Here is a 20,331-nt window from a genome sequence, read left to right as displayed (position 1 = left end):
CTCGCCCCTCAATTTCATAGCATAGCCAGTGCCTATTCCGCCTTGGGCGGGAAGGCCTCGTTGGTCTCTTCGCCATCGATCAGGCGGATGGCGTATTGCAACTGGGTGTCCTCGGACTTCTCCACCGGCACATAGACCGAGGAACCGACGCTGGTCTCTTCCTGGCCCTCGATCGTGATGTGACCGGCAAGACCGGCCTCGCCGATGATCTCGTCGCGACCTTGGAATTCCTCGGGCACGACCTGCTTGATCTCGATATCGGGTGTGATGCCCAGCGCCTGGATCGAGCGGTTGTTGGGCGTGTAGTAGCGCGCCGTGGTCAGCCGCATGGCGCCATCGGGGCCAAGCGAGATGATCGACTGCACCGAGCCCTTGCCGAACGAGCGGGTGCCCACCAGCGTGGCGCGCTTGTGATCCTGCAGCGCACCGGCGACGATTTCGGAGGCCGATGCCGAACCGCCATTGATCAGCACCACCAGCGGCACATCGGCGATCTGGGCGTCGAGCGCGTCGGGCTGCGCGTCGTAGCGGGCGCTTTCCTCGGGGATACGACCGCGTGTCAAGACGACGGCGCCCTGCTTGAGGAAGGCGTCGGCGACATAGACCGACTGGTCGACCAGGCCACCGGGATTGTTGCGGAGGTCCAAGATGATGCCCTTGGGCGCCACGCCGTCACGGGCGGCATAGATGTCCTTGAGGGCCTTCTCGATACCGACAAAGGCTTGCTCGGAGAAGCGGCTGAGACGCAGCACGGCGACGTCGCCGGTGCCCTCCTCTTCGCCGCCTTCCATGCTCCAGCGCACGGCGCGCATTGCAATGACGGCGCGGTTGAGCTCGAAGGTCAGCGGCGCATCGACGCCTTCGCGGACCACGGTCAGCTTGACCGAGGTGCCGATCGGGCCACGCATCTTGGCGACGGAATCGTCCAGCGTCTGGCCCTGCACCTGCACGCCGTCGATCTCGACGATAAAGTCGTTGGCCATGATTCCGGCCTTGGCGGCGGGCGTGTCATCGATAGGCGAGACGACCTTGATCACGCCCTCTTCCATGGTGACTTCGATGCCGAGGCCCCCGAACTCGCCCGAGGTATCCTCGCGCATGTCGTCATAGTCGGCCGGCGGCAGATAGCCGGAATGGGGGTCGAGCGAGGTCAGCATGCCCTGGATGGCGGCGCGGATCAGCTCCTGCTCGTCCGGCGGATCGACATACTCTGCCCGAATGCGGTCGAAGATTTCGCCGAACAGGTTGAGGTCGGCATAGATTTCGAGCGGATCGCGCGGCGCGGCGGCTTCCTCGGCCGGAGTCGGTTCGGGCTCTTCGCCGCCGGGTGCGGGTTCTGCCGGTTGTTCGGCCGGCGGCGCAGGCGCTTCGGTCGGAACCGGCGTTTCCTCGGCGGGTGTCGGCGCCGGCTCTTCCTGAGCGATCAGCAGGCCGACGGGCAGCGACAGCGCCAGGATAACGGCGAGGGCGCGAAGGGGAGTAAGGCGCATGAGGGTTCTATCCACTCTGTGTCGGGGTCGCCCACCATCCGGTGGGATCGACGGGCTCGTTGTTTTGTCGGAGTTCAATATAGAGGGTCGGCTGGTCAGCGCCAGCATTGGTGGTCACCGTGCGGCCAATTGTGCGTGATCCCATGGTGCCTAGCGGCATGCCCATCTGGACGAACTGGCCGATATCGACGGTGATGGTTTCAAGGCCAGCGAGCAAAGCGGTGTAGTTCTGCCCGGTATTGAGGATGATGATCTGGCCGTAATTAAGGTAGGGGCCCTTGTAGAGCACCCAGCCGTCGGCTGGCGCCACCACCTGCGCCTCGGCGCGGGTGACCACGGAAATGCCCTGGCTGATGCCGCCAAAGCCGTCGCCAGCGCCGAAATCGACGACATTGACGCCATTGGCCGGCATGGTGAGATAGCCCTTGGCGGCGCCGAAGGGGACAGCCGGCTCGGTGCGGGCGGAATTTGCGAGGGCGACCTGGATCGCCTCGGCGGTCATGACCGGGGCGTCGGGATCGACGGCGGCGTTGGATGCGGCGACGGCCGTGGAGACCGAGGTCACTTGGGCCGAAAGGCTGTCAATGAGGTCCTTGAGCGTCGTCGCCCGCGCAGCAAGCGCCACGGCCTCGGCCTCTTCGGCCTCCAGCTGGGCGGTGCGCACACCAATGCCTTGCTTGCGGGCCGCGATCAGAGTGGCAATGCGGAGTTGCTCTTCCTCGAGCACCGAATAGTTAGCCTTGAGCGTCGCCTCTTCCGCCAAAGCCGCGATCTTGATGTCGGTCAGGGCCTTGAGATCGGCGGTGACGGAGTCGGCCTTGGCCCGCAATTGCGGTACGATGGCTGATATCAGGATGGCGCTGCGGGCCGAGCCCAGGGCGTCGGCGGGGTCGACGATCAGGGCGGGTGGCGGATTGAGCGAGATGCGCTCCAGCGCTGCCAGCACATTGGCAATCTCGGCATTGGAGCCATCGAGGCGACCGCGCACCTGCAGCTCGTCGACAATCAGCGTCGACAGCCGCTCCTCGACATCGGCCACTTCGATCTCGGCCAGCTTGACGCGCTGGGCGGCAGCGATCAGGGCCGCATTCTGCTTGGTCCGATCGCCCTCCATCGCCGCGATCTCGGCCTTGAGCTCGTCAATGCGGGTCTGGCTGAGTGTGATCGAGGATTCGACGGTTTCGAGGTCGGTTTGGGCAGCGACCGGATCGGCGGGGACGGCAGCTGGAGTTGCGGCGGGCGTAGCGGGCTGGTCCGGCGCATTCTCAACCGGCTGGGCCACCGGCGCCACCGGGTCAGCAACGGCAGGTGCAGCCGGGCTTGCCTCGGGGGCTACGGGCGTGTCGACTGGGGGTGTTGCGGTCTCGCTCTGCGCCAGCAATGGCAGGGTCGAAATGCCCGCCAGCAGTGCGCTGGTCAACAACAGACCCACTCTCTTGCCCGGCCTCAGCGCCATGATGTCTCCAGCAGGGGGCGCAACGCACCCGAATCAATCCGCGCACCATAGCAAGCCCGCCGGAAAGCACAGGTTAACGTTGCTTAACCATGTGGTGATTGCCTGTCGGTCAATCGCCGCGATGGTACGGATGTCCGCTCAGGATCGTGGTCGTTCGATACAGCTGCTCGGCCAGCATGATGCGGACCAGTTGATGCGGCCAGACCATGGGCGAGAAGCTCAGCACGAGGTCGGCGGATTTGACGAAGTCGGGATCGATGCCGTCGGCGCCACCGATGATGAAGCTGACGGCCGGGCGGCCGTCGTCGCGCCAGCGGAGAATTTGTTTGGCGAAGGCCTCCGAGCCGATGGCTTTGCCGCGCTCGTCGAGCGCCACGACAATGCCGTCGGGCAAAGCAGCGCGCAGGGCCTTGGCCTCGTCGGCCTTGCGGCTGGCCGAAGAGGAGGCGCGCGATTCGCTGAGTTCGATGACGTCGAAACCAACAAGCGCCAGTGGCTTGCCGCCACCGACGGCGCGATCAAGATAGCGGGCGACCAGCTCCCGCTCCGGCCCGGCCTTCATTCGGCCGACAGCCGCGATCGTGATCCGCATGCGAAAAGCTTAGTGCGCGTCGGCCGCGAAATCGGCCTGCCACATCTTTTCGATATTGTAGAACTCGCGCACTTCCGGGCGGAAGATGTGGACGATGACGTCGCCGGCATCCACCAGCACCCAGTCGCAATGGGGCAGGCCCTCGATGCGCGGCTTGCCGTAACCGGCTTCGCGCAAGGCGGTGACCATCTGGTCGGCGACGGCGCCGACATGGCGCTGGCTGCGGCCGGAGGCGACGACCATGTGGTCGGCCAGCGACGACTTGCCGGTAATGTCCACGGCGACGATTTCCTCGGCCTTGGCATCGTCAAGGCAGGTGAGGATCACATCGATCATGGAACGGTCCGGGGCAGCGACGGGCGCTTCGGGGCGGGTGGCGGTGTTCTCGGGCAGCGCGGCCATCAGCAATGGCCTTCCGCCCATGCAGTTGCATGGGTCATGCGGGGGATCAGCATCCTTGGTTGTTGATCGGAATGTTGCAGGCGTTTGGCAAACGACAAGCACTCAGTCCTGTTCTGGTGACTATAAATCACGCACTACAATATGCGCGTTTGATGACGGTTTCGCAAGATTGGGCCTTCACTTTGACTTAACGTGTTGCCGCCTTGCCCTTATCGCCGAAGACGAAAGCTGGGATTGCCTGCCATGCAGGTACACCCAGGCCGGTGCCGGCAGCATGGCGAGGCGGCCGGCATCGTCCTCATCGAGGCGCCAGCGAGCCAGCGCCTGGGCTGCCGGCGAGACCGGGGCGCGCGAGCCGGAGCCGGGCCGGACATAGACCGCCATGGGCACCATGGCGGCGATATCGCGCCAGCGTTCCCAGCGGTGGAACTGCACCAGATTGTCCGCCCCCATGATCCAGACGAAGCGCCGGTCGGGCATGGCGCCAGTGAGGAAACGGATGGTCTGCCAGGAATAGGTGAAGCCATGCGCCGCCTCAAAACCGGTGACGCGGATGCGCGGATGGTCGAGCAGTGCCCGCGCCGCCGCGACCCGATCGGCCAATGGCGCCAGCTCGCTGTGGCTCTTGAGCGGGTTGCCCGGCGTCACCAGCACCCAGAGCTGGTCCAGCTCCAGCCGGCGCAAGGTCTCCTCGGCGACCAGCCGATGCCCCTCATGGATCGGATTGAAGCTGCCGCCGAACAGACCGATGCGCATGCCGGCCCCGGAAGGCGGCATTTCGGTTATTCCGGGGATGCGGATGGGATGGCGCAGGGTCAAAAGGGATCAGGGTCTCGTCTGGCCATTGCCGCGGATGCGGTATTTGAAGCTCGTCAGCTGCTCGACGCCAACAGGCCCGCGGGCATGCATCTTGCCGGTGGCAATGCCGATTTCGCCGCCAAAGCCGAACTCGCCGCCATCGGCGAACTGGGTCGAGGCATTGTGGAGCAGGATGGCCGAGTCGATCTGGTTGAAGAACTTTTCGACCGAAGCTGCATCTTCCGAGATGATCGCCTCGGTGTGGTGGCTCGAATAGCGCTCGATATGGGCGATCGCGGCCTCGACGCTGTCGACCACCTTCACCGAGATGATGGCATCCTCATATTCGGTGCGCCAATCTTCCTCGGTCGCGGGCCTGGCGGTCGGGATCAGCGACATGACCTGCGCATCGCCGCGAATCTCGCAGCCCTTCGATATCAGCGCTTCGATGATGGGCTTGAGATGGGTCGCGACCACATCCTTGTGCACCAGCAGTGTCTCGGCCGCGCCACACACACCCGTCCGCCGCATCTTGGCGTTGAGCGTGACATTGACCGCTTTCTCCAGGTCGGCCGTCTTGTCGATATAGACATGCACCAGCCCCTCAAGATGGGCAAAGACCGGCACGCGCGCCTCGTCCTGCACACGGGCGACGAGTGTCTTGCCGCCGCGCGGCACGATGACGTCGATATTGCCGTCGAGCCCGCGCAGCATTTCGCCGACGGCGGCGCGATCGGTGGTGGGCACGAGCTGCAGGCACTCCACCGGCAACCCGGCGGCATGCAGTCCGTCCAGCATGCATTCGACGATGGCCTTGCTCGAATGAAAACTGTCGCTGCCGCCGCGCAGGATCACCGCATTGCCCGATTTGATGCAGAGCGCGCCGGCATCGGCGGTGACGTTGGGCCGGGACTCGAAGATCACGCCGATGACACCAAGCGGCGTGCGCACGCGCTCGATATGAAGGCCGTTGGGCCGGTCCCATTCGGCAATGGTGGCGCCGACCGGATCGGGCAGCTCGGCAATGGTCTTGACCGCCTCGACGATGCCATCGATGCGCGCATCCGTCAGCAGCAGGCGATCGAGGAAGGCCTTGGAAATGCCCTTGACCCCGGCTGCCGCCATGTCCTGCGCATTGGCGGCGAGGATCGCCTTGCGATGCGCGTTGATTGCGCCCGCCGCAACAGCCAGCGCGCGACGTTTCTGCTCGGGCGTGGCAATGGCCAACGCCTTGGCGCCGATCCGGGCGTTGCGGCCGATCTCGGCCATGATCTGTGTCACGGACTGTTCAGCCTCAAGCGCGCTCATTGCTGTCCTCCTGGGCGCCAACCAGCACCATATTGTCGCGATGCACCAGCGCGGCGCGGTTGCCGGCGCCTAGCAGTTCCACCACCGCGTCACTGCGCTTGCCCATCACCAGCCGCGCCTCATCGCTATCGAGCCCGACCAGGGCGCGAGCGATCTCGACGCCGTCAGGGTTGGTCACAGCGATGGCATCGCCACGCTCGAATTCACCGGTGACTTTGGTGACGCCAATCGGCAGCAGCGATTTGCCGGTCAGCAAAGCCCGCGCCGCACCGGCATCGACCTGCAACGTGCCCGATACGGCCAGTGTGCCCATGATCCAGCGCTTGCGCGCCTGTGCCCGGCTCTGTGCGGGCAGGAATAGCGTATGCCGCCCGCCCTCGGTCAGCGCCTTGAGCGGATGGGCTTCGGTGCCCTTGGCGATGATCATCGCCGTGCCGGCCTGCGTCGCGATCTTTCCGGCTTCGACCTTGGTGGTCATGCCGCCGCGCGACAGGTGGCTCGCCGCCCCACCCGCCATGGCTTCGATGGCTGATGTGATCGCCTTGACCACCGGCAGGTGGCTGGCATTGGGGTCCTTGGCCGGCGGCGCGGTATAGAGTCCGTCGACATCCGACAACAGCACCAGGCAATCGGCCTCGATCATGGTGGCGACGCGCGCCGACAGCCGATCGTTGTCGCCATAGCGGATTTCCGCCGTGGCCACCGAGTCATTCTCGTTGATGATCGGAATGGCGCCCAGCCCCAGCAACGTCGCGATGGTGGTGCGGGCGTTGAGATAGTAGCGCCGTTCTTCGGTGATGTTGGGTGTGATCAGAATCTGACCCGTCACGATCTCATGCCGTCCCAGCGCCTCCGCCCAGGCCTGGCTCAGCGCAATCTGTCCCGCGCTCGCCGCCGCCTGCGACTGCTCCAGCGTCAGTGCCACCGCCGACAATCCCAGCAGCCCGCGCCCCAGCGCGATCGCACCCGAGGACACGATCACCACCTCGCAACCACCTGCCTTCAGCACAGCGATGTCGGCGGCCAGATCGGCCAGCCACGCAGCGCGCAGCTTGCCGGTCTTGTCGACAAGCAAGGCTGAGCCGATCTTGATGGTCAGGCGCCTATAGGGCGCGAGGGCATTGGCGCTCATCAGGGGGCCCAGTTCGGCTCGATCTTGCGCCGCGCAGCCTCGAGCCTGGCTGCCTTTTCTGCGTCCAGCGTCTCGATGACCTTATAGAGCACCATGTCGGTGCCCTTGCCGGTGACGCCTGAGACCAGCAATACATCCTGCTTGCTGACCTTCTTGAGGATCTTGAGTTTTTCCTTGAGATCGTCGGGCTCGATGGCGTCGACTTTGTTGAGCACCACGATTTCCGGCTTCTCGCCGAGCCTTTCGTCATAGGCAGCCAGTTCATGGCGCACGCTGGTATAGAGGTGCTTGACGTCGTCCTGCGTCCCATCGATCAGATGGATGAGCACACCGCAGCGTTCGATATGGCCCAGAAACCGGTCCCCGATGCCGATGCCTTCGCTGGCCCCTTCGATCAGGCCGGGAATATCGGCCAAAACAAAATCGCGCTCGCCAATCGACACAACACCCAGATTGGGGTGCAGCGTCGTGAACGGATAGGCGGCAATCTTGGGCTTGGCTGCCGAAACGGCGGCGAGGAAGGTCGATTTGCCCGCATTGGGCTGGCCGACAAGTCCGGCATCGGCAATCAGCTTAAGACGCAGCCAGATCCACTTTTCGACGCCGGGCATGCCCGGATTGGCGTGACGCGGCGCCTGGTTGGAGCTGGTCTTGAAATGCGCATTGCCGAAGCCGCCATTGCCGCCACTGAGCAGCACGATGCGCTGGCCGACTTCGGTCATGTCGGCGATCAGCGTTTCGTTGTCGTCCTCGAAGATCTGGGTGCCCACGGGCACACGCAGCACCGTCGGCTCGCCATTGGCCCCGGCCCGGTCCTTGCCCATGCCATGGGTGCCTGTATCCGCCTTGAAGTGCTGCTGGTAGCGATAGTCGATCAGCGTGTTGAGGCCGTCGACGCATTCGACGACAATATCGCCGCCACGTCCGCCATTGCCGCCATTGGGGCCGCCGAATTCGACGAACTTTTCGCGCAGGAACGACACGGAGCCGCCCCCGCCATCGCCGGAGCGGACAAAAACCTTGGCTTGGTCGAGAAATTTCATTTCGGTCTGGCCTTCCAGACGCTACGCGTCATGATTGTGTCGATATGCTCCACCTCGGCGCCGCGCGCAAGGCAGAGCAGGGTGGAGCGCCCGGTTTGGGTAAATCCGAGCTTGGTTTGAATGGCGAGCGATGCCGCATTGAAGTGGAAGACGCCCGAATAGACTGCAGGTGCCTGGCTGGCGGAAAAGAACCAGTCGAGGCTGGCAATGACCGCTTCGGTCATGATGCCGCGATTCCAGAACGGCTGGCCCAGCCAGTAGCCCAGCACCGGTCCCTGCGGACCGGGGTGGAAACCAACATGGCCGGCCAGCCCTTCGCCGGGGAGTTCGATGGCGAAGTTGCTGTTTTCCACCGGCAGGCCGGGCACGCGGGTGCGCAGCCAGGCCTTGGCATCGCTCAGGTGATAGGGAAACGGTACGCGCGCCAGATTGCCCGACACGGCGAAGTCGTTGAGGAAGCGGGCGATCGGCTCGGCATCACCCACCTGCGGCTGGCGCAGGATGAAACGGGGTGTACGGAGTGTGACGTTCATCTGCGCCTCCACCGCATGAGGAAGATGGGCTTGCCGCGATGGCGCTCCAATATGCCGGCCAAGCATTCGAACAGGACGAATCCGGCCTTTTCCAGCACGCGAACCGATGCGATATTGCTTTCCAGCACGCGCGCATCGACCTCGGCGAATTCGGGAGTGTCCCCCACCGCCGCCAGCAAGCCGATAGCGGCCTCGGTGACGATGCCCTTGCCCCAATGCGGTTCGCCCAGCCAGTAGCCCAGTTCAGGCAAGGGCCCGGCCGCAAGCTTGAACGAGATCACGCCCATAGGCCGGTCATCGTCGCTCGTTATCACATAGGCTTTGACGTCAGGGTTGGCCGCCGCGTTGGCGACAAACCCTTCAGCATGCGCGACCGTATAGGGGAAGGGCAGGGTGGCCGTCGTCGCGAATACATTGGCATTGTTGGCCATGGCGACCAAATCGGCTACGTCGCTCGGCTCCGGCGCGCGCAGCGTCAGCCGTTCGGTCCGAACCGTCTCGGGCAGCTGGTGCTTAAGCGTCATCGCGCACCTCGTGCCTGCCAGGCCTGTCGCGACAGGCTGGTCACCACATGCTCGACATTGTGCTGCAACGTCTGGCTGAACCGCATTTCTCGTCCCGTTGTCACAAAACCGAGCTTCTTCTGCACGGCAAGCGAGGCGACATTGTTGTGATGCGCGCTTGCCGGCACCGATTGTGCATCGGTACCAGCAAAATGCCAGTCCAGCAGGGCGGTTGCCGCCTCGGTCACATAACCCCTGTTCCAGTGCGGCCGCGCGATCCAGAAACCCAGTTCCGAGAGCAGCGACACGCAGCCGATCACGCCCTTGCCGGGCAGATCGACGATCAGCATGGACTTTTCCGGCGTCGCCGGCCGGGCCTGGCGCAACCAGTCGATGGCCATGGCCAAAGTATAGGGATAGGGCACCGGCGTCAGGAAACGGGCCACCTCATATTCGCCGACGCCAAGCGCATAGCAGGGCGCGTCGTCGAGCGTGCATTCCCGCAGGATCAGACGCTGCGTGTGGATCGGCATCATCTGTCGAACTCCAACCGCATCAGCATCATCTGCTGCCCAGCAAGATTGTTGGTGGCTTCGGTTGCCTCGCCGATTTCGGTGAAGCCGGCCTTGCGCAGCACGTTGCGCGAGCGCGCATTGTGCAGCAAAGCGCGCGACCGCAGGGCTGCGTATCCGGCGCTTCTGGTCGCAGCGACAAGCGCTATCGCCGCTTCGGTCGCGTAGCCATGGCCCCAATAGGGCTCGCCCAGCCAATAGCCAAGCTCGGGCGCCGGATCGTCGCCAAAGCTCAGGCCGACAATGCCTATGAACTCAACGCCGCCCAGCATTATGGCCAGGCAATGCTCGGTCTCGGTCGGTACGATCTCTTCGATGAAGAAGCGTGCATCGGCGTCGGTATATGGAAACGGCAACCGCGCCATCATCTCATGCACACGCCGGTTGTTGGCGAGGCGTGCGATAGCGGACGCATGCGCCATGGTCGGGGTGGTCAGCTCAAGGCGATCCGTCGTGATCGAGGCGGGGAGGCGGTCCTTGATGCTGTCCATTTTACGTGTTCCAGAATGCGAAAAGGGGAACCGGCGGACCGGTTCCCCTTGATATGTCGCATGGTGCGAACACGAGCCGGGGAACTGGTCACCGGCTGGTTCGAGAAACCTGCCGGGTTATTCGGCGGCCTCTGCCGGGGCGACGTTGACGAAAACCTGCGAGTTCGCACGGGTTCGGAACGTGACGTTGCCGTCGACGAGTGCATAGATGGTGTGGTCCTTGCCCAGACCGACGCCGGTGCCGGGGTGCCACTTGGTGCCGCGCTGGCGGATGATGATGTTGCCGGCGACGACAGCTTCGCCACCGAACTTCTTCACGCCAAGACGACGGCCAGCGGTATCACGACCGTTGCGGGATGAGCCGCCTGCTTTTTTGTGTGCCATCTCTAGAGCTCCTTATTCCTTGTCGGCCTTGGGAGCTGCCTTCTTGGCAGCCGGGGCCTTCTTCGCCGGCTTTGCAGCGGCGGTGTCTTCAGTGGTCGCGGCAGCGGCCTTGGGCTCAGCCTTGGGAGCAGCGGCCTTCTTGGGAGCTGCCTTCTTTGCCGGGGCCTTGGCCTCGGTGGCGACAGCGGGCTTGGCTTCAGTCGCGGCGGCTGCCTTGGCAGCAGCGCGAACCTTGGCAGGCTTGGTCGAAACCGCGGCTTCTGCGGGTGCGATAGCACCGGCGGCCTTGATCGTTGGCTTGGCGCCACCGGTCAGGATTTCGGTGATGCGCACGGTCGACAGCAGCTGGCGGTGGCCGTTGCGGCGACGATAGTTGTGGCGACGGTTCTTCTTGAAGATGATGACCGTCTTCTGCTTCTTGGTCTCAAGCAGTTCGGCGGCGACAAGCGCGCCTTCGATCAGCGGGGCACCGACTTCGCCGTCGATCATCAGCACCTGGTCGAAGGTGACGATCGTGCCGGCTTCGGCATCGAGCTTTTCAATCTTGAGAACGTCGTTGGCGGCAACCTTGTACTGCTTGCCACCGGTTTTGATCACGGCGAAAGTCATTGCATAACCGGGAGCGTCAAACGCCCGGTCCCATTGTGTCGCGCTCTGTGGCGCCGCAGGTGAAAGCCCAGATCCTGCGGTCTTCTTGCATGCGCCGGCGATCAAACCAGCGGGCAGCCTCGAACAGCGTTTTCAAACAAAGAAAAGCGCGCCAGCAAAGCCGGCGCGTGTTTCAGTGGCGCTTATCGGGGCAAATGCCCGTGGAGTCAAGGGTCAGGCGCCGTTCGGGTACCAGTTGCGCAGCCGGACTTCGGTATCAGCACCGACGCCGGTTTCCAGCACCGAGAGGTCGCTGTCACCATAGTGGTAGGGATAGGCGATCCTGGGCTTGAAGGTGTTGATCGCTTCCACAGCCTGCTCGGGCGTCATCGTATAGGGCAGGTTCATCGGCAGGAAGGCGACTTCGATGCCGGTCAAAGCCAGCATGTCCTCGGTCGGTTCGGTGTCGCCGGCCACATAGACGAGCTTGTCGCCCAGTGTGAGCACATAGCCATTGCCCACGCCGACCGGGTGATAGTTCATGCGGTCCTCGGTGATATTGTGCGCCGCGATTGCTTTGACGGCGATACCATTGAGGCTGTCCTCGCCGCCATTGGCGATGGCCTTGGCATTGGCCTTGAGGCCGTCGGGCAGCTTGTCGAACACTTCCTGGCTGGTGAAGATGGGTGCCGAACCGGCTATGGACTCCAGCGTGGGCAGATCGAAGTGGTCGCCATGGCCATGGGTCACCAGGATCGCCGTCGGTGCCGGCAGGCCCTCGTAGCGGGCCGCTCCGCCTACGGGGTCGACATAGATCACCTGATCGCCGAAGCCGAGCAGCAGGCTCGCATGATCGACCGGGTGAATGATGATGTCGCCATCTGATGTGGCGACCGCGTCGCCCTCCAGGGCCGCCTCCTGCGCCAGGGCGCTGCCCAGAAATCCGCCGCCCAGAAACCCACTGACCAGCGGCAATGTTGCCATGCCGGCAACCACGCTACGACGATGTACCAATCGAGTTCTCCCTTTGCGTCCAATTATGCGTTCAACGAACGCATCGCTGATGACGGAGGTTCACCACCAACGAAAATGTGACTGCTAGCGCCCCGCGCCCGTTCGACCACGGCCGCAAGAATATCGGAGCCGCGCGCGCTGCCGAAAAGGAACAGGGGAGGAACTGTCACAACTAGCGGTCACTCAATGTGCGCATATTGCCCGAGGGTGTTGCGACACATCGAATGCTATGTCATAAGCCCGCCCGTGTCGACCAGCCGGCACCCGCCAGGGTGTCCGTTTCGATCTGCGGAGAGATGGCAGAGTGGTTGAATGCACCGCACTCGAAATGCGGCATGGGGGCAACTCCATCGGGGGTTCGAATCCCTCTCTCTCCGCCATTCACTGCCTCAAGAGTTCCAGGTTCAGTAGACATCAAGTCCTGTGGGACTGGATGATGTCCTGAAGCGGCGCCATATATCGGCGAATACCGCGACACAGGCGAGACCCGCGGCAGCGAGCATCCAGACCGAGACGCGGGGGCCTGTCGCGCCCAAGGCAACCGACAGCGCAAACGGCGCAACGGCTGCTACGCCGAGACGTCCCAGACTGATCCAGCCCAGTCGCCTGCCGAACCCCGCCTTGCCGAAGAGGGCAAGCGGCAAAGTGCCCGATACGATGCTGAAAAGCCCGCTGCCGAGCCCGAAGATGACCGCGAAACCAACGGCGCCCGCGATCGAGGGGGCCGTGAGGGCAAGCACGACCAGGGCGCATGGCATCAACACGGCGGAAATCACCGCCAGCGTCGGCGCGGGCAAGTCCTTGCCGAAGGCCATGTTGACCAACCTGCTGGTAACCTGGGCCGGGCCAAACAGTGACGCGACCAGCACCCCGCTGGTGCCAAGTCCGAGCACGGCCAGCAGCGGCACGAGGTGGAAAAGCGTCGCTGCGGAGACGAAGCCGGCAAGTGAGAAGCCGATGACCACGAGGATGAAGGTGAATTTGCCCGAAGCGGAGCTTGTCAACGGCGGCGGCGTGGAGGTTTCCACCGGACGCGTGGCCGCGATCCGCGCGAAGCGGGTCAACCACAGGTGCAATGGCAGGCATCCCAGCAGATGCATGGCGGCGAAGACGAAATAGACCTGATGCCAGTCGAGCGATTGCAGCATCCAGGTCGTCAGCGGCCAGAAGAGTGTCGAGGCGAAGCCGGCGATCAGGGTCAGATAGGTGATGCTGCGCTGCGCCTGTGTTCCCGTGGTCTGGGCCAGCAGCGCGAAGGCGGTCGAGTAGAGCACAAAGGCGGATGCCAACTCGACGAGGATCAGGCCGGCAAGAAACAGAAAGGCGCTGCTCGCCAGTCCGCACACCACCAGTGATGCCGCAGCCGCGATCGAGCCGATCGACAGAACGCGCGCGGCGCCGTGCTTGTCGGCCAGTGCTCCGGCAAAGGGCGAGATGAGCCCGCCGGCCAGCAGGGCCAGCGAGATCGATCCATAGATCCATTCGACCGCAACACGGAACTCCGCCGCGATGGCAGGAGCCAGAATGCTGAAGCTGTAATAGAGCGTGCCGTAGCCGATAACCTGCGTAACGCCGAGCGCCCAGATGGCGGCGGCGTTGGAATGGGTGGTGGCAGGCATGGATTGTCAGATCGCCTTGAGGCCGACCCGCTCCTCGAGTTTGCCTGCGGCCTCTTTGCGTGCGCTGTAGCGGGACGTCAGGTACCCGGCCACGCTGCGGTTGATGCGCAGATCAGACAAGGCGTTTGCCCCCGGCGTCGATGATGACTTCGCCATCTTCCTTAGTGAAGGGGCCGATATTGGAGTTTTCGAGGATATCCAGCACGACCTCGGAGGGGCGGCAGAGGCGCGTGCCCAGGGTCGTTTCGACAAGCGGACGGTTGAGCAGGATGGGATGCATGCCGATGGCATCGAGTAGTGCGTCATCGGATACGGTGGTGTCCGCCAGCCCGAGCGACTCATAGGGCGTATCCTTCTGGCGGATCGCCTGCCGCAGGGTCAGGCCTGCTGCGGTCACCAGTGCGATAATGCGGGCGCGGTCTGGCGGCGTCTTCAGATATTCGATGACGACTGGCTCGACCCCGCTTTGCCGGATCATGGCCAGCGTGTTGCGGGAGGTGCCGCAGTCCGGGTTGTGGTAGATGGTGACGGTCATGGGGATGTGTCTTCCGGATTGATAGGGAGGTCACTGCCGGCTGGTGCCCGCAGCAGCCACGACATCAGCGCGAGCGCGACGAGGGCGCCGGCCAGTTGAGCTGCGATGAAACCCGGCAGGTCGAGCGGGCGAATGCCCGAGAAGGTGTCAGTGAACGAGCGGGCGATGGCGACCGCCGGATTGGCGAACGAGGTCGAGGCGGTGAACCAGTAGGCGGCGGTGATATAGAGGCCGACCAGCATCGGCACCGCCTTCCGCTCGAAGCGGATCCCCGCAAGGATGATGGCAACGAGACCGAAGGCAGCCACGCCTTCCGAGAACCATTGTGCCCCTCCCGTGCGGACCCTTGTGGAGGCCTGGAGCAGGGGCAGCGCAAACATGGCGTGGGCGACGACGGCACCGGCAATGCCGCCGATGACCTGCACGATGGCGTAGAGCCCGGCGTCGCGATGTGGCAGATCCCGGCGTAGAGCGAAAATCAGCGACACCGCCGGATTGAAGTGTGCTCCCGAAACCGGGCCGAGCGTGCTGATAAGCACGACGAGAATGGCCCCTGTGGCGATCGTGTTGGCCAGCAAGGCCAGCGCGGTGTCAGTGGTCAACGTTTCGGCCATGATGCCCGACCCCACCACGGTCGCAACCAGAAGAGCGGTGCCGAGGGCTTCGGCAACGAGACGGCGTGGCAGGTCACTCATCTGGAGCGGTCTTTCCAGCATTGGGAAGCGCGACGACCCAGCGACCAGTCATTCGCCGGAACGAAATCGACACCAGCATCAGGCAACGTTCGATGACTTGGTGGTGGTGCCGTCCATGGCGCCGATGCCCTCGAGTTTCGAGTTCAGGGCCATGCGGTCGATGCTGGCCAGCGGCAGGTTGGTGAACGCGCCGATGCGGTTGCGGAGATAACGCAGAGCATCTTCGAACGCCGCGCGCTGCTTGAACTCGGGGCCCTCAACGGCCGCCGGGTCTTCGATGCCCCAATGGGCGGTCATTGGCTGGCCGGGCCAGTAGGGGCAGGTCTCGCCGGCCGCGTTGTCGCAAACGGTGAAGATGAAATCCATTTGGGGCGCGCCGGGCAGGGCGAATTCGTCCCAGGCCTTGGAGCGCAGACCATCGGTGGGGATGCCGACCTTGGCGAGGGTCTCCAGCGTCATCGGATGGACGGCCCCTTTCGGCGTCGAGCCCGCCGAGAAGGCGCGGAAACGGCCCTGGCCGACGTGGTTGAGAATGGCTTCACCCAGGATCGAGCGGGCAGAATTCCCGGTGCAGAGGAACAGGACGTTGTAGATGCGGTCATCAGCAGGCACAGGCGGTCTCCTTCTGGGCTGGGGTGCATTGGGCAGCGACGGCGGCCGCGGGCGCGCAAATTTCGGGGTGGCCGGAGCAGCAGTCGCGCATCAGGAACTCGACCAGGGCGCCGAGGCCCTCGAAGTTCGCGGTGTAGATGATGGAGCGGGATTCGCGGCGCGAGGCGACGAGGCCCGCGCGCTCCAGATGTGCAAGGTGGAACGAGGCGCTGGAGGATGACGCGCCAACGGCGTCGCCGACGGCGCCGGCCGCCAATCCGGAGGGTCCGGCCTGCACCAAGACGCGCACCATGCGGAGCCGTGTCTCCTGCGACAGGGCGCCAAAGGCATCAAGGGCTTGCGGTTCGTCCAATTTCATCTCAATATCTCAATGATTATTGAAACAACGGATATCCGAACATGAACGCGCTTGCAACCACTCCCTTTCAGGAAGTTGAATCCACGCTTGCTGCCGTGCTGGCCCGGCTGGAGGGTCATGACGAGAAGGCATTGTCGATTGCCTATGATGGCCGGGTCGTACAGGCCGGCTACCATGTCACAGAGGTAAAGGCCGGATCGTTTGTGACCCTCGACTGCGGCGGCAATCCCGATGCCTGGCAGGAAACGGTGCTGCAGGTCGAAGATATCCCGGCAACGGACGACCGGCCAATGATGACGGCCGGCAAGTTCCGCAGCATTCTGGCGCAAGTGGACAGGAAGGTACGCCTTGACCACGACGCCCGGCTCACCATCGAGATCGGCCAGCCTGGCGAGGCCATGAAGGTTTTCGATATTGCGGACCTGGCCATCGCCGAGGATTCTGCGATCCTGACGCTGGGTGTTCGAGCCGCCATCTGCAAGCCGCGGCACCGTGCGCAGCAGGCTGGGGCTGCAGCCTGCTGCGCGCCATCGCTGAAGGCAGCGGGCTGCTGCTAGTCTGCCGGACTTTCGGCCCCAAGCGAGCCGGTGGCGCGCCTCGCTGATCCAAGGCGACACAGTCGGTGCAACACACTTTTGCATACGCATGCAAAAGTGTGTTGCATTCGTATGCAGGCCTGCTACGAATTGTGACGTGCGGAAGACAAAAGGCTGGCGCCGGTCGAAAGTTGAGCTTGGATCACGCCAGCCGCGGGAGCGTAACGACAACAGGGGATGGCAGGCGCATCTGGCCCAGTGAGCGCCGTTCAGCCGTCAGGAGAACTTTCATGAAGCTAATGTTGAAGACGACTGTATCGCTTGGGGTCCTGTGCCTCACCGCCGGCGCCGCCTTCGCCGACTGCGGGATCGAAGGCGCCGGTTCGGTGCGGATCCTGTCCAACGACTTCGAGGCCCTGCGCCTCGTCAACACCACTGCCGAAGAATGCGCCGCCGATGGCGTGACCGTTACGGCCAATGCGAATGCCGAGCACAAGAACCTGCAGGTTCCGGCGCTTTCGATCAACCCGGCTGAATATACCGTCGCCGTGGTCGCCAACAATTCCATCGTGCCACTGCTGAACGACGACCTGATCCGTCCGCTCGACGATCTGGTCGCCAAGTATGGTGCCAGCCTCCAACCTAACCAGCTAATCAAGATCGACGGCAAGGTGATGGCGATCGCCTTCATGGGTAATGCCCAGCACCTGTTCTACCGCAAGGACGTCCTGGACGCCGCTGGCGTTGCCGAGCCCAAGTCCTACGAAGACATCCTCGCGGCAGCCGAAGCCATCAAGGCATCGGGCGCCATGGAATATCCAGTCGCCGCTTCGGTGAAGCCAGGCTGGGATCTCGCCGCTGAATTCGTCAACGCCTATCTCGGCACCGGCGCCGACTTCTTCGCGCCCGGCTCGGCGGAGCTGGCGATCGACAATGAGAATGGGCTCAAGGTTCTCGAGACCATGCGCGCCCTCACCGCCTATATGGACCCGGACTACCTGACCTTCGATGCCAATTCCATCAAGGCCGAGTATGAAGCCGGCAACACCGCCATGATGGTCGAGTGGGGCTCGCTCGCTGGCGCCACCATCGACGAGGAAGGCGCTGCCGAAGGCGTCGTCGCCAACACCGTGCTGGCCGCTGCGCCGACCATCGGTGGCGGTTCGATCCCGGCGGTTGCGCTGTGGTGGGACGGTTTCACCATCGCCAAGAACATCTCGGACGAAGACGCCGCGGCCTCGTTCCAGGCCATGGTGCATGGCATCAGCCCGGAAATGGTCGCTGCCAATCCCGCCGTCGCCACCTGGCTGGTCGCCGGCTACGAGCCCGGCCCGGCAGCCGTTGGCGTGATCGCTACCGCCAATGGCGGTGCCCGTGCCTATCCGATGCAGCCCTATATGGGCCTGCTGCACACGGCTTTGTCGTCCGAACTGGCCGAGTTCATGGCCGGCACAGAAGACGCCGCACAGGCTCTGGCCGACGTCAAGGCTGCCTATGACACCGCTGCCAAGGAAGGCGGCTTCCTCTAGGCTTACGATCCGGATGCGGCGTGATCGCGCCGCATCCACCAGACGGCACCTCCCCTTTCGATGGGCGAGGTTGGGAGGGGGTGGCGAGAGCCCCGATTTGTGGGCCAAACCACCCCCACCCTTGATCCCTCCCCACAAGGGGGAGGGTGTCGACTGAGACATCGGCGCACCGATCTCAGTGCATACTCGCCAGCTTTGCTTCCGAGGGGGCTTCGATGCCGCATAAGACATTCTTTGCCTTCATCCTGCCCTCGCTGATTGCGATGGTGTTGTTCATCGCGCTGCCGATTGTCTCGGTGGTGGTGCAGAGTTTTCATGTCGAGCATCCGCGGGTGATGGTCGAGGTTGAGAACTGCCAGCCGTTCGGTGGCTGCACCAAGGAAATGCAGGTCAATAGCGCCGCCATGGCGCAGTTGCAGGCCGAGCAGCCGATGGGCCAGTTCAACGGCTTCGGCACCTATCTGAATCGCGGCCATCTTGCCGTCAACGAGATCGGCGCCATCCTGTCCAGCAATAGCGGCTTCGGGGATGTCGTCGCCCGCATCTACAACCTCCCCTTCTACAAGGCCCTGGCCTTCACGCTGGTGTTCTGCTTCGTGGTAACGCCGCTGGCCATGGGCCTGGGCTTTGTCATCGCGCTGGCAGTCAATGCCATCCCCAAGATGATCAAGGGACCAGTGATCTTCTTCTCTCTGCTGCCGATGATCATCACGCCGCTGGTGGGCTCGCTGATCCTCTACTGGATGATCCAGGCCAATGGCATCATCGGCGCCAGCCTGCAGAACCTGTTCAATGACCCGACCCTGTCACTGCGCGCCTCGCCGGTGCTGACGTGGGCGTCGCTGCTATTCTATGGCGTCTGGACCAATGCACCCTTCAGCTTCGTGGTGTTCTATGCGGGCCTCCAGACCGTGCCGGGCGACACGCTGGAATCGGCGATGATCGACGGCGCCTCGCGCTGGGAGCGCATCCGCTACGTCATCATCCCGCATCTGGCGCCGCTCGCGACCTTCGTGGCGCTGGTGCAGCTGATGGACAATTTCCGCGTGTTCGAGCCGATCGTCGGCTTCTCCGCCGAGGCCAATGCGACCTCGTTGAGCTGGCTGATCTTCAACGATCTCTCGGGAGATGCCCAGCTCTTCGGTTCGGCCGGCGCCACTTCGGTGCTGACCATTGCCGGCGTGATCGTCCTCCTCATGCCGGTGCTGATCCGCACCTGGCGCGAATTCAACCACAAGGTGGTGTGACATGTCCGAAGCTGTGCTGACGCAACGCCGACCGCTGCCGCTCAGGCTGCTGATCACTGTCTTTCTCGTGGTCTGGGTTGGCCTGGCCGCCTTCCCCTTCATCTGGACGGTGTGGGGATCGTTCAAGGTCGAACCGGACTTCTTCTCCCGCGAGAGTTGGTGGAACGCCATCGTCGGGACCTATACCCAGATCCAGACCGGCGCGGCCTTTACCGGCGACGGCTACTACGGCGCCTGGATAACCCGCGAATTCTGGCGCGCAGCCGGCAATACGCTCGTCGTAACCGTGTCCGTCACCGTTATCTCGCTGACACTCGGAACGCTGGGCGGCTATGCTCTGGCCCGGTCCGGCCAGCGCTACGCGTTCTGGATTTTGATTGCGGCCCTGGTGTTCCGGGCCATGCCGCATATCACGCTGGTGTCGGGCTATCTCCTGCCCTTCTTCCAGCTCAATATCTGGGGCGTGCTACCCACCTCGATCATCGTGCTGGTGGCGATCAACCAGCCCTTCACGCTGTGGATGCTGCACTCATTTTTCCTGAGCATTCCCAAGGACCTCGACGAAAGCGCCATGGTGGACGGCTGTACCCGCTTTCAGGCTTTCCGCATGGTCATCATACCAGTGATGTGGCCGGGCGTGGTGACGACGGGCCTGTTCAGTTTCCTGCTTGCCTATAACGACTTCGCGACCACCTCGATGCTGCTCAGCGCCGACAACCAGACCATGGTGCCCAAGATTTCGAGCTTCCTCGGCTCGGTGCAGGAGCAGGGCAACGTCATGTTCGCGGTGGCCGCGGTGGTCTCTGCGACCGTGCCGCTCTTCATCCTCGTGCTCTTCTTCCAACGCCAGATCGTCAGCGGGCTCACCGCCGGCGCAGTGAAAGGCTGATCCAG

At 63.7% G+C, this 20,331-nt stretch carries 24 protein-coding genes and 1 tRNA gene; 5 read left to right on the top strand and 20 right to left on the bottom strand.

What is annotated here, in order from left to right; all coding sequences use genetic code 11:
• Positions 1 to 32 precede the first annotated feature (32 nt).
• From IM737_RS11955 to IM737_RS11885, 15 genes are all read right to left on the bottom strand, one after another.
• The gene (locus IM737_RS11955; protein WP_236894156.1) at positions 33 to 1,490 is read right to left on the bottom strand and encodes a S41 family peptidase; all 1,458 of its coding nucleotides are present in this window, start codon (positions 1,488 to 1,490) and stop codon (positions 33 to 35) included.
• Positions 1,491 to 1,497: 7 nt separating this feature from the next.
• A complete protein-coding gene (locus IM737_RS11950) occupies positions 1,498 to 2,946 on the bottom strand; it encodes a murein hydrolase activator EnvC family protein (RefSeq protein WP_236894155.1) in 1,449 nt (482 codons plus the stop codon).
• A gap of 109 nt (positions 2,947 to 3,055) precedes the next feature.
• Positions 3,056 to 3,538 carry a 23S rRNA (pseudouridine(1915)-N(3))-methyltransferase RlmH gene (rlmH, locus tag IM737_RS11945; protein WP_236894154.1) on the bottom strand — a complete coding sequence of 161 codons (483 nt, stop codon included), beginning with the start codon at positions 3,536 to 3,538 and terminating at the stop codon, positions 3,056 to 3,058.
• Positions 3,539 to 3,547: 9 nt separating this feature from the next.
• Entirely contained in the window at positions 3,548 to 3,940 is a 393-nt protein-coding gene (gene rsfS, locus IM737_RS11940; protein WP_236894153.1) for a ribosome silencing factor, read from the bottom strand.
• A gap of 177 nt (positions 3,941 to 4,117) precedes the next feature.
• Positions 4,118 to 4,717 carry a nicotinate-nucleotide adenylyltransferase gene (locus IM737_RS11935; protein ID WP_236894152.1) on the bottom strand — a complete coding sequence of 200 codons (600 nt, stop codon included), beginning with the start codon at positions 4,715 to 4,717 and terminating at the stop codon, positions 4,118 to 4,120.
• Between the two features lie 48 nt (positions 4,718 to 4,765).
• On the bottom strand, positions 4,766 to 6,046 hold the full coding sequence (locus IM737_RS11930; protein ID WP_236894151.1) for a glutamate-5-semialdehyde dehydrogenase: 1,281 nt from the start codon (positions 6,044 to 6,046) through the stop codon (positions 4,766 to 4,768).
• Positions 6,033 to 7,178: a glutamate 5-kinase gene (gene proB / locus IM737_RS11925; protein ID WP_236894150.1), complete on the bottom strand. Its 1,146-nt coding sequence runs from the start codon at positions 7,176 to 7,178 to the stop codon at positions 6,033 to 6,035. The genes IM737_RS11930 and proB overlap by 14 nt, the downstream gene beginning before the upstream one ends.
• Positions 7,178 to 8,221, bottom strand: a complete 1,044-nt coding sequence (gene obgE, locus IM737_RS11920; protein ID WP_236894149.1) for a GTPase ObgE — start codon at positions 8,219 to 8,221, stop codon at positions 7,178 to 7,180. The genes proB and obgE overlap by 1 nt, the downstream gene beginning before the upstream one ends.
• Positions 8,218 to 8,754, bottom strand: coding sequence for a GNAT family N-acetyltransferase (locus tag IM737_RS11915; protein ID WP_236894148.1), 537 nt, complete (start codon positions 8,752 to 8,754; stop codon positions 8,218 to 8,220). Before IM737_RS11915 ends, obgE begins: the two co-directional genes overlap by 4 nt.
• Complete coding sequence (locus IM737_RS11910; RefSeq protein WP_236894147.1) at positions 8,751 to 9,278, bottom strand: GNAT family N-acetyltransferase; 528 nt, start codon at positions 9,276 to 9,278, stop codon at positions 8,751 to 8,753. Before IM737_RS11910 ends, IM737_RS11915 begins: the two co-directional genes overlap by 4 nt.
• Entirely contained in the window at positions 9,275 to 9,793 is a 519-nt protein-coding gene (locus IM737_RS11905; RefSeq protein WP_236894146.1) for a GNAT family N-acetyltransferase, read from the bottom strand. The genes IM737_RS11910 and IM737_RS11905 overlap by 4 nt, the downstream gene beginning before the upstream one ends.
• The gene (locus tag IM737_RS11900; RefSeq protein ID WP_236894145.1) at positions 9,790 to 10,320 is read right to left on the bottom strand and encodes a GNAT family N-acetyltransferase; all 531 of its coding nucleotides are present in this window, start codon (positions 10,318 to 10,320) and stop codon (positions 9,790 to 9,792) included. Before IM737_RS11900 ends, IM737_RS11905 begins: the two co-directional genes overlap by 4 nt.
• A 117-nt stretch (positions 10,321 to 10,437) precedes the next feature.
• Complete coding sequence (gene rpmA / locus IM737_RS11895) at positions 10,438 to 10,704, bottom strand: 50S ribosomal protein L27 (RefSeq protein ID WP_236894144.1); 267 nt, start codon at positions 10,702 to 10,704, stop codon at positions 10,438 to 10,440.
• Positions 10,705 to 10,716: 12 nt separating this feature from the next.
• Positions 10,717 to 11,313: a 50S ribosomal protein L21 gene (rplU, locus tag IM737_RS11890; RefSeq protein ID WP_236894143.1), complete on the bottom strand. Its 597-nt coding sequence runs from the start codon at positions 11,311 to 11,313 to the stop codon at positions 10,717 to 10,719.
• 213 nt (positions 11,314 to 11,526) lie between these two features.
• Positions 11,527 to 12,306 carry an MBL fold metallo-hydrolase gene (locus IM737_RS11885; protein ID WP_236894142.1) on the bottom strand — a complete coding sequence of 260 codons (780 nt, stop codon included), beginning with the start codon at positions 12,304 to 12,306 and terminating at the stop codon, positions 11,527 to 11,529.
• Positions 12,307 to 12,596: 290 nt separating this feature from the next.
• On the opposite strand from IM737_RS11885, the gene IM737_RS11880 reads away from it, so the two are divergent.
• A tRNA-Ser gene (locus IM737_RS11880) sits at positions 12,597 to 12,686 on the top strand.
• 24 nt (positions 12,687 to 12,710) lie between these two features.
• Here the strand turns inward: IM737_RS11880 and arsK are convergent.
• The 5 genes from arsK to IM737_RS11855 all read right to left on the bottom strand — a co-directional run bounded on the left by arsK (position 12,711) and on the right by IM737_RS11855 (position 16,119).
• The gene (gene arsK / locus IM737_RS11875; RefSeq protein ID WP_236894141.1) at positions 12,711 to 13,925 is read right to left on the bottom strand and encodes an arsenite efflux MFS transporter ArsK; all 1,215 of its coding nucleotides are present in this window, start codon (positions 13,923 to 13,925) and stop codon (positions 12,711 to 12,713) included.
• Positions 13,926 to 14,037: 112 nt separating this feature from the next.
• Positions 14,038 to 14,460 (bottom strand): arsenate reductase (glutaredoxin), encoded by a 423-nt coding sequence (gene arsC / locus IM737_RS11870; RefSeq protein WP_236894140.1) that lies wholly within the window; start codon positions 14,458 to 14,460, stop codon positions 14,038 to 14,040.
• Positions 14,457 to 15,155 (bottom strand): aquaporin, encoded by a 699-nt coding sequence (locus tag IM737_RS11865; protein ID WP_442874127.1) that lies wholly within the window; start codon positions 15,153 to 15,155, stop codon positions 14,457 to 14,459. The genes arsC and IM737_RS11865 overlap by 4 nt, the downstream gene beginning before the upstream one ends.
• 78 nt (positions 15,156 to 15,233) lie before the next feature.
• Complete coding sequence (locus tag IM737_RS11860; RefSeq protein WP_236894138.1) at positions 15,234 to 15,767, bottom strand: arsenate reductase ArsC; 534 nt, start codon at positions 15,765 to 15,767, stop codon at positions 15,234 to 15,236.
• Positions 15,757 to 16,119 (bottom strand): ArsR/SmtB family transcription factor, encoded by a 363-nt coding sequence (locus IM737_RS11855; RefSeq protein ID WP_236899913.1) that lies wholly within the window; start codon positions 16,117 to 16,119, stop codon positions 15,757 to 15,759. The genes IM737_RS11860 and IM737_RS11855 overlap by 11 nt, the downstream gene beginning before the upstream one ends.
• 47 nt (positions 16,120 to 16,166) lie before the next feature.
• On the opposite strand from IM737_RS11855, the gene IM737_RS11850 reads away from it, so the two are divergent.
• The 4 genes from IM737_RS11850 (at position 16,167) to IM737_RS11835 (ending at position 20,326) form a co-directional block, all read left to right on the top strand.
• Entirely contained in the window at positions 16,167 to 16,682 is a 516-nt protein-coding gene (locus IM737_RS11850; protein WP_236894137.1) for a DUF6428 family protein, read from the top strand.
• A 269-nt stretch (positions 16,683 to 16,951) separates the two neighbouring features.
• The gene (locus IM737_RS11845) at positions 16,952 to 18,190 is read left to right on the top strand and encodes an ABC transporter substrate-binding protein (RefSeq protein WP_236894136.1); all 1,239 of its coding nucleotides are present in this window, start codon (positions 16,952 to 16,954) and stop codon (positions 18,188 to 18,190) included.
• A gap of 215 nt (positions 18,191 to 18,405) precedes the next feature.
• Positions 18,406 to 19,437 carry a carbohydrate ABC transporter permease gene (locus IM737_RS11840; RefSeq protein ID WP_236894135.1) on the top strand — a complete coding sequence of 344 codons (1,032 nt, stop codon included), beginning with the start codon at positions 18,406 to 18,408 and terminating at the stop codon, positions 19,435 to 19,437.
• A 1-nt stretch (position 19,438) separates the two neighbouring features.
• Positions 19,439 to 20,326: a carbohydrate ABC transporter permease gene (locus IM737_RS11835; protein ID WP_236894134.1), complete on the top strand. Its 888-nt coding sequence runs from the start codon at positions 19,439 to 19,441 to the stop codon at positions 20,324 to 20,326.
• The last annotated feature ends 5 nt before the right edge of the window (positions 20,327 to 20,331 follow it).

Source organism: Devosia sp. SL43 (assembly GCF_021729885.1).
In the GTDB taxonomy this organism is placed as follows: Bacteria; Pseudomonadota; Alphaproteobacteria; order Rhizobiales; family Devosiaceae; genus Devosia.
Note: the sequence above shows the minus strand (reverse complement) of the source record. Positions and strands in the feature narration are given on the sequence as shown.